Here is a 15,048-nt window from a genome sequence, read left to right as displayed (position 1 = left end):
AAATCAGACCTATGAGCGATCAAGATACAATATTTGGTAAAATCATCCGTCGTGAAATTTCGGCTGATATTGTTTACGAGGATGAGTTGGTTTTAGCTTTTAGGGACATTGCACCCCAAGCACCTGTCCATATTATTCTGATTCCAAAAAAGCCTATTCCTAAGTTAGCGGATGCCACGCCAGAAGACCACGCTTTGATGGGACATTTATTGTTAAAAGTAAAACAAATTGCCCAAGAAGCGGGTTTAGACAACGGTTTCCGCGTGGTCATCAACAACGGGCCAGATGGCGGCCAAACCGTTTTTCACCTTCACATTCACATTATGGGCGGCCGTCAAATGCAGTGGCCACCCGGTTAAAACACTAACCAGTGATCAGTAACCAGTGACCAGTGAAGAGTTCCATCCCACTGATCACTGTTCCCTGTCCCCTTTCCCCTTTCCCCTTTCCCCTCTTGCCTATTGCTAGAAGCGCCTATTCCCCTTTCCCCTTTCCCCTTTCCCCTTTCCCCTCTTGCCTCTTGCCTTTTGCAAGAGCGCCTTTTGCCTACCCAAAGCGCTATACTTTAAATAAGGGTGGCTTATGTTAAGCAAAACAAAGTTTTATCAAAAATGCTTTACAAAAGTCTAATCTGTGTGTTGACCTGATACAATCAGTTTCAAGGTAGCTGATTCGCTACCAAACGAACCTTGAAAACTGAATTTAGCAATTATTCAAGCATGACCACAACAATCAGACAGGGCGAAAACGCCAATCTGTGGGATCGGTTCTGCAACTGGATCACCTCTACCGACAACCGCATTTATGTAGGTTGGTTCGGTGTTCTGATGATCCCGACTTTGCTGACCGCGACCATCTGCTACATTATCGCATTTGTAGCTGCTCCCCCGGTGGACATTGACGGAATTCGCGAACCTGTAGCGGGTTCTTTGTTGTACGGTAACAATATCATCTCCGGTGCTGTTGTTCCGTCTTCTAACGCTATCGGTTTGCACTTCTACCCCATTTGGGAAGCTGCATCTCTCGATGAGTGGCTGTACAACGGCGGCCCTTACCAGTTGATTATTTTCCACTTCTTCATCGGCATTTGCTGCTACATGGGGCGTCAGTGGGAATTATCCTACCGTCTGGGAATGCGTCCTTGGATCTGTGTGGCTTACTCAGCCCCGCTGTCCGCTGCAACCGCAGTATTCTTGATCTATCCCATTGGACAAGGTAGCTTCTCTGATGGTATGCCGTTGGGTATCTCTGGAACGTTCAACTTTATGATCGTATTCCAGGCTGAACACAACATCCTCATGCACCCCTTCCATATGTTGGGCGTTGCCGGTGTGTTCGGAGGCGCTTTGTTTAGTGCGATGCACGGAAGCTTGGTGACTTCTTCTTTAGTTCGGGAAACCACCGAAACCGAGTCTCAAAACTACGGTTATAAATTCGGTCAAGAAGAAGAAACTTACAACATCGTAGCCGCTCACGGTTACTTTGGCCGTTTAATCTTCCAATATGCTTCGTTTAACAACTCTCGCGCACTGCACTTCTTCTTGGGTGCGTGGCCTGTAATTGGGATTTGGTTTACCGCTTTAGGGGTTTCCACTATGGCGTTTAACCTCAACGGTTTCAACTTCAACCAGTCCGTCCTCGACTCTAGCGGTCGCGTGATCAATACTTGGGCTGATGTGATCAACCGTGCCAACTTGGGTATGGAAGTAATGCACGAGCGCAATGCTCACAACTTCCCGTTAGACTTAGCCTCTGGTGAGTCTGAGTCGGTTGCACTCGTGGCTCCTTCCATCAATGGCTAATGCCAGTGTTCCATCCGAATAGCTAGTTAATCAACGCTCTCCTTAGGGAGGGCGTTTTTATTATTACACAACTTTACATAACTTTGCAAGCCGTGATGACGTTTTCAGCAAAACTGGAAACTTCTACCCGTTGACGAGGATTAAGCCGCTTGACAATATTGTTCGTAAATGCCATCTAACAACAAATTAAACGCAAAAACAGCTTCTTCTGTCGCCGAAATAGCCGCCTGCTTTTGTTCGTCGGTTGCACAGAGTTTAACCAAAGCCTCGCGAGTCATTTGGCTGTGAACTTCATCGGCTTTTTCATGGACTTTAAAAAAGGCAACCGCATCGGAAGAATCAATTCCATAATAGGTATTGAGTCCCGCAATTTTGGTGGTAGAAACTTCAGGAATTTGAGCTTCATAAGCATACAAAGCCGCCAAACCTTTTACCGCATTTTCCGATCTTGACAAATCTTTTAAAATCCGAACAGACTCTTGAGTTTTGTCGAGATGTTGGCGTTCAAGAACCGCTTTTCTGTCCACACCGAGTCCTTCCGCGAAGCGTAACCAAAGTTCGGGATGATTGGCAGAACCCCGTTCTTCTTCGATTAAATTTTCGAGCAACATCTGACGAATTTCTAAGTCATCACAAGCGGCATGAGTCGCGCTAACGTAGGTCGGAAAGTGATGAACTTGTAGATAATATTCTGTCGCGTACTCTTGCAACATTCCCAAGGTTAATTTACCTTCATTCCAGAGTTGATAAAAAGGATGCTTGAGTAGATGATGGGCGTCAATAATCTCGTCAATTTGAGTTAAAAACTCTTGCTCAGTCATGGATTTTTCTTGGACTAGCATAAATTCACTCGGTGATGGGTTAATGCTAGAAAATTGTATAATAAATTGGATTCTTGTCAAGAGTACGCCTTCATCCCAAACCCAATATTATACCTGATTCCACCCGATCGCAACTCAGGAGTCGCTTTGGTAGGGGCGGGTTCTGTAATAATGTATCTTACCCACAGATAACCGATCTAAACCCGCCCCGGAGTCGAGAGTCGTGAGGTCAGGAGGACTGGAGGTGGGGAGGTGGGGAGAAACTGTTTACTGACAACTGAAAAACACTGGTGACTGGTGACTGGTGACTGGTGACTGAAAACCCCTAACTCAGTAGCGATCGCAAAGTTTCCTTCATTTCTTCAGGGGTAGTTGTAGCGGTTCCAAACTGACGCACCACCAAACTCGCCGCCAAATTCCCCAAAATAGCCGCTTCCCAAAGCGAAGCCCCCGCACACAAGCCCAACGTTAACGCTGCAACAACGGTATCCCCAGCGCCAGTAACATCAAAAACATCTGTACGATTAAAAGCGGGAATATGCGAGACTCTGGCAGGAGAAACATCCGGATCGGCAGAAAACAGACTCATCCCATCTTCGCCCCGTGTAATCAAAATATGAGCCGCCCCAGTTAATTTTAGAAGGTCTTCTCCTGCCCGGGCTAAAGTGTGATCGTCAGTAATAGAATATCCAACAGCCAGTTCCGCTTCCGGGAGGTTGGGGGTAAACAGACTCGCCCCCGCAAACCGATGTAAATCCTTTTGCGTATCCACCACCGTCAACGAATGAGACAAAGCCGCTTCAAGCGTTGCCGGCGTAAAAACCCCATCGCCATAGTCCGAACACACCACCGCATCCACCGTATCTAAGGAGTTGCGAATATAATCAGCCAACTCTAACTGTAACTCCAACTCGGGCAGCAGATCGGACTTGCGATCAATCCTCACAATTTGTTGAGTCACGGACTGACGCGCATGACCGGAAATGCGAGTTTTCGTCACCGTCGGGCGATCCGCATCGAGCAACATCCCCTCAGTATCAATACCCGAAGACTCAAAAATGCGCCGCAAAGCCAAACCCTGTTCGTCCTTCCCCACAAAACCCGCCACTTTCACCCTTGCCCCCAGTTTCGCCAAATTGTACACCGCATTGGCGCCCCCACCGGGAATTTGACGGGTGGCTTCATGTCGGAGAATTAACACCGGCGCCTCGCGGGAGAGTCGTTCTACCTGACCCGTGAGGTATTCATCGAGGGTTAAATCTCCCACCACCAAGACTCTAGCTTGAGAAAAGTCATCTAAGCGTTGCGTTAAGGAGTCGGCTGTCGCAGTCAGTTGAGCCAGAAAAGAGTCATCTAGAGTCATAAACTGAATCAGGGAATGAATTATTAGCGATCGCGATCAATCTACAAGCTCAAAGCAGTGCGATCAGCAATGTTGCATTTTAGCAGTTCCCGTCGAGATCTTAAGGTGACTTTTTCAGTTTGATCACAAAGGCTTTGAGTTGAGCAACCTGTTTTTTCAAGGCGTTCATTTCCGCTTGCATTTTTGCCATTCGCTGTTCTAACGCCTTAATTTTCGCCGCCTCTGACGAAGTTTTTTCTAGATCCGCAGCGGGGGCGGCCGTTGGGGTGGCGGTTGCTAGAGGTTCTCGCGGCTTATTGGCTTTGATAAAAGCAGACTTGATCGCTTCGACCAGTTGTTTCTTTTCAAAAGGCTTTTCGATAAACTCAAAATACTCAAACGGTTCGGGTATTTTTTCTGTTACCTCCTCTTTACGACCCGACATTAACACCAAAGGAATTTTCCGCAAATCATTATGAGCTTGGATCTGCTGAAACACTTCCCAACCGCTCAACTTGGGTAACAGGAAATCTAACATAATTAAGTTAGGATGTTCCTGACGAACCAATTCGAGTCCTTCTTTACCATCTTTGGCTTCTAATACATCAAAGTTACCGGGCGGGAGCATTTCTTGAACTCGCACTCGAATAACTTTGCTATCATCGATAACCAGGATTTTTCGACCTGCCACGACTGACGACTCCCTAGTGATGAGTTAAATTGACCATTATGAGTCTATTGTGACTCATCGCTTCGAACTCAACCCGAGTTCTTCACATACAATAGCTTACACTTGAGCGAAACCTCTCGGCAGAATTTAGCCCGAGATCAATCCTTTGATGATACTAATTTTTAGTTTCTAGATGTCAACTCCTACTCACTCTCCATCTACACCCGAGTCTCCATCCGCTTCTTTGCGATCTATGGTTGCCGCCATGCCGGAGTGGTTGCGCCGTCCGATCCCAAAAGTGACCGAACTGTCTCAAGTTCAGCAGATTATCAAACAGCGTAACATTCACACCATCTGCGAGGAAGGACGTTGCCCCAACCGGGGAGAATGTTATGCTCAAGGTACGGCTACGTTCCTGCTGATGGGGCCTGTTTGCACCCGTTCCTGTGCGTTTTGTCAAGTTGATAAAGGTCACGCTCCCATGCCTTTGGACCCGGATGAACCTCAAAAGGTGGCCGAGGCGGTGCGGCTTTTGGGCTTGCGTTACGTGGTGTTGACTTCGGTGGCCCGAGATGATTTAACCGATGGCGGCGCCGGTTGGTTTGTCGCCACGATGGAGGCGATTCGTGAGAATAACCCCCAAACGGATATTGAAGTGCTTACCGCCGATTTTTGGGGCGGACAGGGGGGCGGCGATCCGAGCGAATTACAATATCAACGCATTGCTACGGTCGTAGCCGCCAAACCCGCTTGTTATAACCACAATGTCGAAACCGTTCGACGTCTACAAGGAACGGTGAGACGGGGGGCAAAGTACGATCGCTCCCTCGATGTGTTGAGAATTGTTAAAAAACTCGCTCCAACTCTTCCCACGAAATCGGGATTAATGTTAGGACATGGAGAAACGGAAGCGGAGATTATTGAAACGCTTCAAGATCTCAGAAAGATAGATTGCGATCGCGTCACTCTGGGTCAATATATGCGCCCATCTTTGGCCCATTTACCGGTGCAGAAATATTGGACTCCGGCCGAGTTTGAACGCTTGGGAGCGATCGCTAAAGAAATGGGTTTTTCTCACGTGCGATCGGGGCCGCTTGTTCGCAGTTCTTATCATGCTGGAGAAAGAGACTGATCAGACTACAGAAGGAAATTGATCCCCATTTGTCTGAAAATGATCTTATCTATGCTTTAATAAAATCAACGCATTTGCAATGAGGTTTGAATTTATGAAAAATGACGGCGCAATGAGAAATCACGAGTCACAAGCTCCTTATCCTTTTCGCACGTTTTGGGCTATCCTGCTCCTGGCGATCAACTTGTTGGTAGCTGCCTACTACTTCCATATCATCGAATAGTTTTAAACGCTGTTAATTTTTGATTTAATAAATTTGTGCTGCTCCCAATTTTTAATTGAGTTTGTTCAATCACAATTCTAGAGCAGCACTTTAACTGTTGAAAATCTAAAAGCAGACACACCCCGACCTTTAGGTTTGGGTATCCGATTCGATTTGATCAACACGTTCTTGTAGTTGTTGAAAATCTTGCTTGAGTTCAATCACCAGCGTTGCCAACCGATCAAACATCGGATCGCCAGACATTAAATGCGATCGCGGATCGGGCGGAATGTTTTCGCCGGGGGCAATTTCTACGGGGTTAATGGGCGGGGAAGATTGAAATCTTAAACTGCTAATTTCCCCTCTCAATTGAGAAATTTGAGCCTCCAACCGTCGAATCCGAAATTCAAGTTGAGAGTTGGTCGAAGCTTGAGCCGGTGAAAATATTTGCCAGATAATTATAGCAGATAAAACGGCAAGACTCAAGCGCAGAACCGTTGGAGATTTAAAAAGGTTTTTCATCATTGTTTCGGCTGAGGAATTACAACAAAAATGAATTCAGATTTAAAGAGATTGAATCGTTTAGGAAAAGGTAAAGACTATGACTCAAAGAAATGTTGGTATTTTGCTGTTTAACGATGTCGAAGTTCTCGACTTTGCAGGCCCGTTTGAAGTGTTTTCTGTTACCTCAGAATTGAATAAAGATGAACAACCGTTTCGGGTGTACACCGTTGCGGAAACGAAAGAAACCATTCGGGCAAAAAATGGGTTGAGTGTTAATCCCGAATATGCGCTTACAGATTGCCCCTCTCCTCATATTTTAATCGTTCCCGGTGGAATTGGCAGTCGAGAAGCAATCAAGAACTCAAACATTTTAAATTGGGTGAAAACCTGTTCTCAAGATGCCGAGTTGGTTCTGTCCGTTTGTACGGGCGCTTTAATTTTAGCCAAAGTCGGTTTGCTCGACGGTTTAAGTGCGACAACTCATTATCAGGCGTTTGATTTACTGCGAGAAATTGCACCCAAAACAGAGGTTGTAGAAAATCAACGCTATGTCGATCAAGACAAAATTATGACGGCAGGGGGAATTTCTGCCGGAATTGATTTGTCGCTCTATGTTGTGGCAAAATTGTTGGGTCAAGAAATTGCTCTGAAAACATCTCAGTATATGGAATATCACTGGACGCATCCCCTGTAATTCTAGACGTTTTGACGCAATTGTGAATCTACAATTATGAATTATGAAAGGGAATTCCCATAAATTATGAATGTAGAATAGGTGTGGGATGAGCAGAGGAATAACTCAAAGATGTTGTTATCAAAACTCTTTGTACTGCCCGAATAAACTGATATCATGTCCGGTTGATTAATTGTGTTATGGGATGGGGCAGTTTAAACAGTGAACTGTTACCAGTTTTCTGTTACCAGTTTTTCTGTTACCAGTTGTTCAGTGATAACTGATAACTGTAAACTGTAAACTGTAATCAACCCGCCCCTACCTTTGGGATTATTGATTCGTCGGATATGATATTAGAATTCATAATTGATAATTCTAATTCGCTGATACCATCTAAAAGCTGTCTCTCGGAAAAATAAAGCTATTCACATTTTGGGAATTCTGTCAAGTGGGGGTCAAAAAGGCTCGTGAAAACTCGTTCATCGCAGGTGAAGGGAAGGGGGGAAATTTTGGCGGAATGGCGGGGTCAAGCAACGAATGAATCGGGGTTTCAGGCGTTATCAGGCGTAAAAATACCTTATAGGTCAGACCATTCCTGCATTATCTTTAAGATCTAGAATACCACAAGGGCTGAAACAACGCAAGCACGTTGCTTATTGAGAATAATTTTCGCGTTAAGTTTTGTAAAAATGGCTAATTGATAGAAAGTTCTGAACTTAAGCTCGGTTAAATTTAATTTCAACTTATCGATGTTCGTTAATCTCTCTGAAGAATGGCGATCGCTATTTCTTCCAATACACATTTTCGCTTTTCTGTCAACACCACTCAATTCAGACCCCTAAAAATTTGTGCATCGTCTGGGGTGAATTTGGATGTTGTTAACGGGGTAATCAACGATATCATTAGGGTTTGAAGCGTTAAAACCTCTTGTAGGCAGAGTAAGCCTGGATTTTTATTTGAATTCAGAATACCACAACGGCTGAAACAACGCAAGCTCGTTGCTTGTTGAGAATTATTTTCGCATTAAGTTTTGTAAAATCGAGCCATTTATAGAAATTTTTGAATATAAATAAATTTACCGATAACTTGATTTTATTTTTGAGGCGGGGGGAACGCATAGTGAAAGAATACTGCTAAAATTCGGGATATTAAAATTCTGGATATTAAAATTCTGGGTATCGTTGCAGCCAGGTGGCGGTCGGACAAAAATTCACATGGGCAGCGATCGCCGCTTGTTGATCGATAGCAAAATTACCAATCGCCCAAACCTCCTCGGGATAGTCGGGAAGTTCCAACAAAGCCAAGCGGAACATACCCGCCCCCGGTTTGCGGAAAGAATCAAATTGATCCCGATCCGGGCGGCTGAGATTGACAAAATCAGAACGTTGATATTCAGTTTGAATCACTTGAACTTTGTTTTGAACCGAAAAATCCAGTTCCACACACCAACAAAATTCCCCCGTCCAATCACTAAAATAAACCTTGGCGATCGCCGGAAACAGACGCAAAGTGTAGATTTTTTCCTGTTTGACGGTTTCTAAAGATTTAGGAGTCTCGGGATGATTTATTTGCAGATCATTGGCGAGAGCGATTATTTTCCATCCGGTGCGATAGAAATGAGCGATCGCATCGGTAACACCGGTTCGAGGTTGTAAATCTTGAGGATGTTGGGGAAAAGGTTGACCGGAACGGGTTGTCGTTAAAGTTCCCATACAGTCAACCAACAGGAGTTTGTACATTTGTATTGTTGATTCAATCGGGCAAAGGACGAAAGTTAAACTTATCTGAATTTTCGTTTTCCGAGAAAATACGCAGAAGTCGGCGCAAATTTGAACTCGGAATAAATCCCTACTGATTTAACTTCGCCTTGACCAATTCTTGAACTTTTTTGCCATCGGCTTGACCTTTGAGCCGTTCCATCGCAGGCCCCATAACTTTCCCCATATCTTTAGGGGAAGTGGCATTAACTTCAGCGATAATTTCATCAACGATAGCAGCCACCTCAGAATCAGAAAGTTGCTGGGGAAGGAATTCTTCAATAACGGCCAATTCAGCCTTTTCTGTTTCAGCCAAATCTTCCCGTCCAGCTTGCTGATATTGTGCGATGGAATCTCGGCGTTGTTTAGCTTGCTGCATCAACACCTCAAGTTCCTGTTCGGGTGTCAGAGCATCTTGACCCTTGCCTTTGACCTCACTTTCTTTTTCAATGAGAACCTTTTTAATGCTGCGAACCGCCTCCAGCCGGACTTTATCCTTAGCTTTCATGGCGGCTTTAATTTCTTCGCTGATTTGATCCTTTAAACTCATGGGGTTGATCCTTGAACAAAAATATCCTTGTAAATCAGGGTCTAGGGGGTGAGGATTAAAGTTTTCTGAAATCGGTTTGATCGAGTCCGAAGTATTAACGAGTCCGATCAAAATCCGTATTTTCCCTATTTTAATTTGGCGCAGAGTTTTTAACAATAAAAGAGAGACCGTCTTTTGATAGATTAACGCGCTTAGTTGTGATTGTTAAGTTAGTAAACGAACATTGCCCAATCATGCCTAAGTGTGATGGGTCCGCGTCCGACCAATCCTGAATTGCTCCCCCATAACAGTGGTAAGATTTCCATGAATGAACTGCGAGGCCATACCGTGATCCGTTCTGCTACTTTACCTGTTCCCCATCGTGAGCCATTGGTTCCCGATCATAATAGACTGCGGTTATTTTCGGGATCGTCAAATATCTCCCTGGCGACCGAAGTGAGTCGTTATCTGGGACTCGACTTAGGCCCAATGATTCGCAAACAATTTGCGGATGGTGAATTGTATGTGCAGATTCAAGAATCCATTCGCGGTTGTGATGTGTACCTCATCCAACCCTGCTGCCATCCGGTCAACGACCACTTAATGGAACTGTTGATTATGATCGACGCTTGTCGGCGGGCATCGGCTAGACAAGTGACGGCAGTTATCCCCTATTATGGTTATGCCCGAGCCGATCGCAAAACCGCAGGTCGAGAATCAATCACCGCCAAATTGGTGGCGAACCTGATTACCCAAGCCGGTGCTAGCCGAGTGTTAGCAATGGATTTACATTCGGCGCAAATTCAAGGCTATTTTGACATTCCCTTTGACCATGTTTATGGTTCCCCGGTATTACTCGACTACCTGGCGAGCAAAAACTTACCGGATCTAGTGGTTGTTTCTCCCGATGTGGGGGGCGTAGCTAGAGCCAGAGCGTTTGCGAAGAAGTTAGATGATGCACCACTGGCAATTATCGATAAACGCCGCCAGTCTCACAATGTCGCCGAAGTCTTAAACGTGATTGGGGATGTCGAAGGAAAAACCGCCGTGTTGGTTGATGATATGATTGATACGGCCGGCACAATTACAGAAGGAGCCAGACTGCTGCGGGAAAAAGGAGCCAGAGAAGTGTATGCTTGTGCGACTCATGCAGTTTTCTCTCCCCCGGCAACCAAACGGTTATCCGAAGGACTGTTTGAAGAAGTGATTGTGACCAACACGATCCCAGTTCCGCCAGAAAAGCAATTCGAGCAGTTGACCGTGCTATCTGTAGCCAACTTGCTCGGAGAAACGATTTGGCGCATTCACGAAGATACTTCTGTTAGCAGTATGTTCCGCTAACGCCAACGGGAGTAGGGACAAGGAAAGCAATTCTGTTGAGATCAGATTGGGCTTTCCTGTTCCCTCTCTTCAACATTGAGACATTACAACAAACAATCAACCTCCCCAAACTTTTTTGAGAACATCTTCCGGTGAGAGATCGGCAATTTTACCCGTCCGAGATTTGACCGCCATGACGCGATCGCTTTTGGGCAATAACTTCTCGGGATCGGTCGGTCCAAACAGCGCAATGGTATAAGTTCCCACCGCAACCGCCAAGTGCATCGGCGCACTATCGGTACAAACCATCAAATTCGCCGCTGCAATCATTGCCGCCAGTTTACCAATATCTCCGGGCGTTGTCACCTTCACATCCCGACAAGACTGGGTGAGTTGATCGACCCAAGCCTCATCTTCCGGCCCTTTCACCACAACCACCGGTAAATTTGGCTGTTGTTGCTGCATATCTTGAATAATCATCTCCCATTTCTCAACCGGATAAATCTTATCGATCCCCTTTTGTTGAGCCAGCAAACTCGATCCCCCGTGAATCAAGATATAGCCGGTGTCTTTCACCCCAAGCTGCTGCTGAGTCGTCTCAGCCCAACTAATATCCGATTTGGGAACATTAATCGCCAAACCCTTAAACGGAAGGTTTAAACCCAATCCTTGCAGCAAATCGTGATACATTTCGGCGGCATACTGTTCGGTTTTTAGGGGAACCGCATCGGTGAGAAAGGTCGCCCCCCCACTGCCAGCATAACCCACCCGTTTGGGAATACCCGTCAGCCACAGCAACAACCCCACAGTCCAGCGCTGTCCCAAAGATAAAACGATATCAAACTCCCGTTCTCGGACAACCCCGAGAAAATTTCCCCAGTCCGCCAAACTGTTGCGGTCTTTAAAATCATAGCTGAGAACTTCAGAAACCGACTTACACACCCGATAAGCACCTTTAGCCCTGGGTTCAACCACGACAGAAATCTGGGCTTGGGGGTAAGCTTGTTTGAGATCGTCTAAAGTTGGAAAGAACAAAACTTGATCGCCAATCCCGCCAGGGACAAGGGCTAGTATTCTCATCTCTATACGAGTTAATCTACTTGAACAGCTTAATTCTAATGGAATACTATCTTACCCACTCAAAATCTCAACATGGATTTATTAATTCCCGCCGCCGGTGTAGGGCGACGCATGGGATCTTCGCGCAATAAACTGCTTCTGACGTTACTCGATCAACCGTTATTGGCCTGGACGCTTCAAGCGGCAGAAGCTGCAACGGCGATTACATGGATTGGTATTATCGGTCAACCGATTGATTTCCCCGATTTTGAAGCCATTCTCGCCCAACTCAACCTGAAAACCCCCATAAAGTTCATTCAAGGCGGTTCAACCCGTCAGGAGTCCGTTTACAACGGCTTACGGGCTTTACCGGTTGAGAGTGAACGGGTGTTAATTCACGATGGCGCCCGCTGTTTGGCGACTCCGGAGTTATTTAATCGCTGTGCGGAGGTTTTACAAACTTGTCCCGGTTTGATTGCAGGGGTTCCTGTCAAAGATACGATTAAAGTTGTCGATTCGGATGGTTTAATTCAAGATACCCCCGATAGACAAAAACTTTGGGCCGCCCAAACTCCCCAAGGTTTTGAGGTGAAATTGCTCAAACAGTGTCACGATACCGGACTGTCTCAAGGTTGGGCGGTGACGGATGATGCGGCGCTGTTTGAAAAGTGCGGTTTACCGGTGAGAATTGTCGAAGGCGAGGAAACTAATCTTAAAGTTACTACTCCTGTTGATTTGCGCGTTGCCGAGTTTATTTTAAGAGAAAGACAGCTTCACAACTGATTCAAAGTGCGGTGTCACGTATCACGTTGGTAGGGGCGCGCCTCCGAATCAATCTATGTTTTCCCAGCAATAACTGATCTAAACCCGCCCCGATCCCATAACACTAACGGGCGGGTTCATGTAGGTTGAGAGTAGGAAAACATAAAATAATTTAGAACCCGCCCCTACAACACTGGTATCGGAGTGACTGTGAAACCCGCCCCAAAGTTGTGTAGAAACCAAAAACCCGGTAACTCATCAGAAACCGGGTTTTTTAATCTCTACTAACGGGCGGGTTCATGTAGGTTGAGAGTGGGAAAACATAAAATAATTTAGAACCCGCCCCTACAACACTGGTGACTGGTGACTGGTGAGGCAGTGCGGACTTGGCGGTTTCCGTATCGGAGCAACGGACGTTCCCGCATATGGTGACTGGTGACTGTTAACGAGTTCCCCGACTCATAAACGGCTGAGAAGGTAAGAAACGGATGGGTGTATTTGCAATTAAACGGTTAATTTCATCAATGGTTTCAGTGCGAGAAAAGTCTTCTCGGGTAATTAAAAATTTCAACAGATCAAAACTAGGGGTTTGAACTCGATAATAACCGCTATGAACATCAATTTTTTCCCGAAAATGGGCGACGGTATTGATCGCATCAATAATCAAACCATTCCAGGGATTTAACTTCAAATCAACGGTATTGACTTCTATCATCCGAGAACAATCGAGATAATTAAATTTTTCAAATAAGTCATAGGCTGAAGTGGGTTCGACAGCGGGTAGAGAATTGAGCAATACTCGAATATAAGGACGATATTCCCTCGAATTTTCGGGGGAGTTAACGGGGTTTAGATAAACATTTCCGAGCCGCAACCCAGACATTTCTAAACTGGGTTCGCTAAACCAATTTCCGACTAAAGATAGATAGCGGAGAACGATATCTCGGTCGCTGGAAAATAAGTAGATTTCTTGACAGCGTTGAATGGCAGAGCGCACGTAGTTATTTCGTCCTTCTCGCAATAATTCTAGGGGAATATCCGGGCCGGAGAGAATCAGTTTATTCAGGATTAGATATTCTCCCATCTGCGTTTTTTCTTCTTCGATTCGTTCGTCTTTGCCAAATTTATCCGATAAAATTCTCAAGACATTGACTAAGACTAACGCCCCCATACTGTGACCAATTAAATTGACTTTTAAAGACCGATAAACGGGAATATTGGGTTGAGTATTCGGGTCAAAAGGCATACTAATATAAGGATTTTCGCCCAAGACTTTATCTAAGCGCCAAAAGAATTCGCCCAAGTCCGGTGCGCCGTAATGAATGGCTCGATAGCGATCGCGTTGATACACGACTAACCGCAAAATTTGCATTAATAACAGCCACAAGACAAAGACCACAAAAGCTACAATTTGCCATTGAACTATTAATGACCCGATTTTTGAGAAATTGAACCAAGCCCAAATCGGATCTAAAATGGGGTCTAATCCTAAAATTTGTAAGAGGGGAACAATCGCTAAAGCTGATAAAAAATAAAGCACCGTTCCCGCCAGCCAAGCCAACAACGCCATTGTTAATAAAAACTTTAAAAAAATCTCCCCATTGTATCGGGCATCTCTCCAAAGTCCGGGGGCGACAAAAGGCTGTTCTCCCGGCCAATTGTAGCCAATATAAGCACTTTGATCTTCTAAGGTTCCGATGGAGTTGATCGGCCCTTTTAAACACAAGGCTTCGGCTTCGCCGTCAAAAGCTTTATAGAAGTCTTCGGCGGGTGTTGAGTAACCGTGCGTTCTTAGGGTGATGCGTTTGAAATTTTGCGATCGCAGAATTATCCCCATTTCGGCAATATTAAATAGAGGACGATATTTATCCATTGAGGGTAATTTTCGATCCACATTTAATGAAGTTGGGGCTGTACTAACCAGCAAAAATATGTTAGAATATTCTCGGTTAACAAAAACTTCAAAGTTGCGACTGATGGCTTGCGTAAACTGTTTATTGTGCCAACTGTTGAGCGTGCGAATCACATAATCTTCATTGACTTGTTTGGCAAATTCCCGATATTCATTGAGATCGCAAGTTGAACGCAAAGCCTCGGCGATCGCCTGTTCTTGCTGATAAGCGCCGTAGGTGGGTAAACCATAAATGGTTTGAGATGGAACGTTTGGGGGTTGAATATAAGCAAGCTGAACAATGCGAGCTTTTGTCCACCAGTCAGAAAACGGCGCCGCATTGCGAACAATGGACTCTAACCAACGGCGATCGTTTTTAAGGGTTTCTCTCTCCCAGTAAAAGGGCAAACTTTCATAAGTACGCTCAATTTCCATAGTCTTTTTAAGAGGGTATTATTCACAGAGATTCACTCTAGTTATAGCAGCAAGTCAAGCCTCTATTCAGGAGAACTCTGTGAATCTGGCTTAATTCAAAATAATTTTGATAAAAAAGATTTAGAGTTCTCAAGTTTTGTTAAACCCAG

Annotated in this window: 15 protein-coding genes; 7 read left to right on the top strand and 8 right to left on the bottom strand. The window is 45.2% G+C overall.

Features of this window, described 5'->3' with window-relative positions:
- The first annotated feature begins 11 nt into the window (after positions 1-11).
- Both ACL6C3_RS22650 and psbA read left to right on the top strand, forming a co-directional pair.
- On the top strand, positions 12-359 hold the full coding sequence (locus ACL6C3_RS22650) for a histidine triad nucleotide-binding protein (protein ID WP_413161347.1): 348 nt from the start codon (positions 12-14) through the stop codon (positions 357-359).
- A 360-nt stretch (positions 360-719) separates the two neighbouring features.
- The gene (gene psbA / locus ACL6C3_RS22645) at positions 720-1,802 is read left to right on the top strand and encodes a photosystem II q(b) protein (protein ID WP_413161345.1); all 1,083 of its coding nucleotides are present in this window, start codon (positions 720-722) and stop codon (positions 1,800-1,802) included.
- A gap of 140 nt (positions 1,803-1,942) precedes the next feature.
- Here the strand turns inward: psbA and ACL6C3_RS22640 are convergent, their stop codons facing one another.
- The 3 genes from ACL6C3_RS22640 to ACL6C3_RS22630 all read right to left on the bottom strand — a co-directional run bounded on the left by ACL6C3_RS22640 (position 1,943) and on the right by ACL6C3_RS22630 (position 4,656).
- Entirely contained in the window at positions 1,943-2,644 is a 702-nt protein-coding gene (locus ACL6C3_RS22640; protein WP_413161344.1) for a CADD family putative folate metabolism protein, read from the bottom strand.
- Positions 2,645-2,948: 304 nt separating this feature from the next.
- The gene (locus ACL6C3_RS22635; protein WP_413161342.1) at positions 2,949-3,986 is read right to left on the bottom strand and encodes a bifunctional heptose 7-phosphate kinase/heptose 1-phosphate adenyltransferase; all 1,038 of its coding nucleotides are present in this window, start codon (positions 3,984-3,986) and stop codon (positions 2,949-2,951) included.
- 100 nt (positions 3,987-4,086) lie between these two features.
- Positions 4,087-4,656, bottom strand: coding sequence for a response regulator (locus ACL6C3_RS22630; RefSeq protein WP_413161340.1), 570 nt, complete (start codon positions 4,654-4,656; stop codon positions 4,087-4,089).
- Between the two features lie 244 nt (positions 4,657-4,900).
- Here ACL6C3_RS22630 and lipA point away from each other — a divergent pair, with 244 nt between their 5' ends.
- Positions 4,901-5,767 (top strand): lipoyl synthase, encoded by an 867-nt coding sequence (gene lipA, locus ACL6C3_RS22625; protein WP_413168395.1) that lies wholly within the window; start codon positions 4,901-4,903, stop codon positions 5,765-5,767.
- 79 nt (positions 5,768-5,846) lie between these two features.
- Positions 5,847-5,990 carry a photosystem I protein PsaX gene (psaX, locus tag ACL6C3_RS22620; RefSeq protein WP_413161339.1) on the top strand — a complete coding sequence of 48 codons (144 nt, stop codon included), beginning with the start codon at positions 5,847-5,849 and terminating at the stop codon, positions 5,988-5,990.
- Between the two features lie 129 nt (positions 5,991-6,119).
- Here psaX and ACL6C3_RS22615 read toward each other — a convergent pair whose 3' ends face one another.
- A complete protein-coding gene (locus ACL6C3_RS22615; protein ID WP_413161338.1) occupies positions 6,120-6,494 on the bottom strand; it encodes a hypothetical protein in 375 nt (124 codons plus the stop codon).
- A gap of 76 nt (positions 6,495-6,570) precedes the next feature.
- Here ACL6C3_RS22615 and ACL6C3_RS22610 point away from each other — a divergent pair, with 76 nt between their 5' ends.
- Positions 6,571-7,167: a DJ-1/PfpI family protein gene (locus ACL6C3_RS22610; RefSeq protein WP_413161336.1), complete on the top strand. Its 597-nt coding sequence runs from the start codon at positions 6,571-6,573 to the stop codon at positions 7,165-7,167.
- 1,142 nt (positions 7,168-8,309) lie between these two features.
- Here the strand turns inward: ACL6C3_RS22610 and ACL6C3_RS22605 are convergent.
- Positions 8,310-8,885, bottom strand: coding sequence for a hypothetical protein (locus tag ACL6C3_RS22605; RefSeq protein ID WP_413161334.1), 576 nt, complete (start codon positions 8,883-8,885; stop codon positions 8,310-8,312).
- Between the two features lie 109 nt (positions 8,886-8,994).
- Positions 8,995-9,453, bottom strand: a complete 459-nt coding sequence (locus ACL6C3_RS22600; protein ID WP_413161333.1) for a GatB/YqeY domain-containing protein — start codon at positions 9,451-9,453, stop codon at positions 8,995-8,997.
- A gap of 327 nt (positions 9,454-9,780) precedes the next feature.
- Between ACL6C3_RS22600 and ACL6C3_RS22595 the strand changes: the two genes are divergently transcribed.
- Entirely contained in the window at positions 9,781-10,773 is a 993-nt protein-coding gene (locus ACL6C3_RS22595; protein ID WP_413168394.1) for a ribose-phosphate pyrophosphokinase, read from the top strand.
- A 96-nt stretch (positions 10,774-10,869) separates the two neighbouring features.
- Here ACL6C3_RS22595 and ACL6C3_RS22590 read toward each other — a convergent pair whose 3' ends face one another.
- The gene (locus ACL6C3_RS22590) at positions 10,870-11,832 is read right to left on the bottom strand and encodes a glycosyltransferase family 9 protein (protein ID WP_413161331.1); all 963 of its coding nucleotides are present in this window, start codon (positions 11,830-11,832) and stop codon (positions 10,870-10,872) included.
- 72 nt (positions 11,833-11,904) lie between these two features.
- On the opposite strand from ACL6C3_RS22590, the gene ispD reads away from it, so the two are divergent.
- A complete protein-coding gene (ispD, locus tag ACL6C3_RS22585; RefSeq protein ID WP_413161330.1) occupies positions 11,905-12,594 on the top strand; it encodes a 2-C-methyl-D-erythritol 4-phosphate cytidylyltransferase in 690 nt (229 codons plus the stop codon).
- Between the two features lie 421 nt (positions 12,595-13,015).
- Here the strand turns inward: ispD and ACL6C3_RS22580 are convergent, their stop codons facing one another.
- The gene (locus ACL6C3_RS22580; protein ID WP_413161328.1) at positions 13,016-14,899 is read right to left on the bottom strand and encodes an alpha/beta hydrolase; all 1,884 of its coding nucleotides are present in this window, start codon (positions 14,897-14,899) and stop codon (positions 13,016-13,018) included.
- Positions 14,900-15,048 lie beyond the last annotated feature (149 nt).

Origin of the sequence: Capilliphycus salinus ALCB114379 (assembly GCF_047276495.1) — a bacterium.
GTDB classification, from domain to species: Bacteria; Cyanobacteriota; Cyanobacteriia; order Cyanobacteriales; family Microcoleaceae; genus Capilliphycus; species Capilliphycus salinus.
This window is presented reverse-complemented; position numbering and strand designations above follow the sequence as displayed.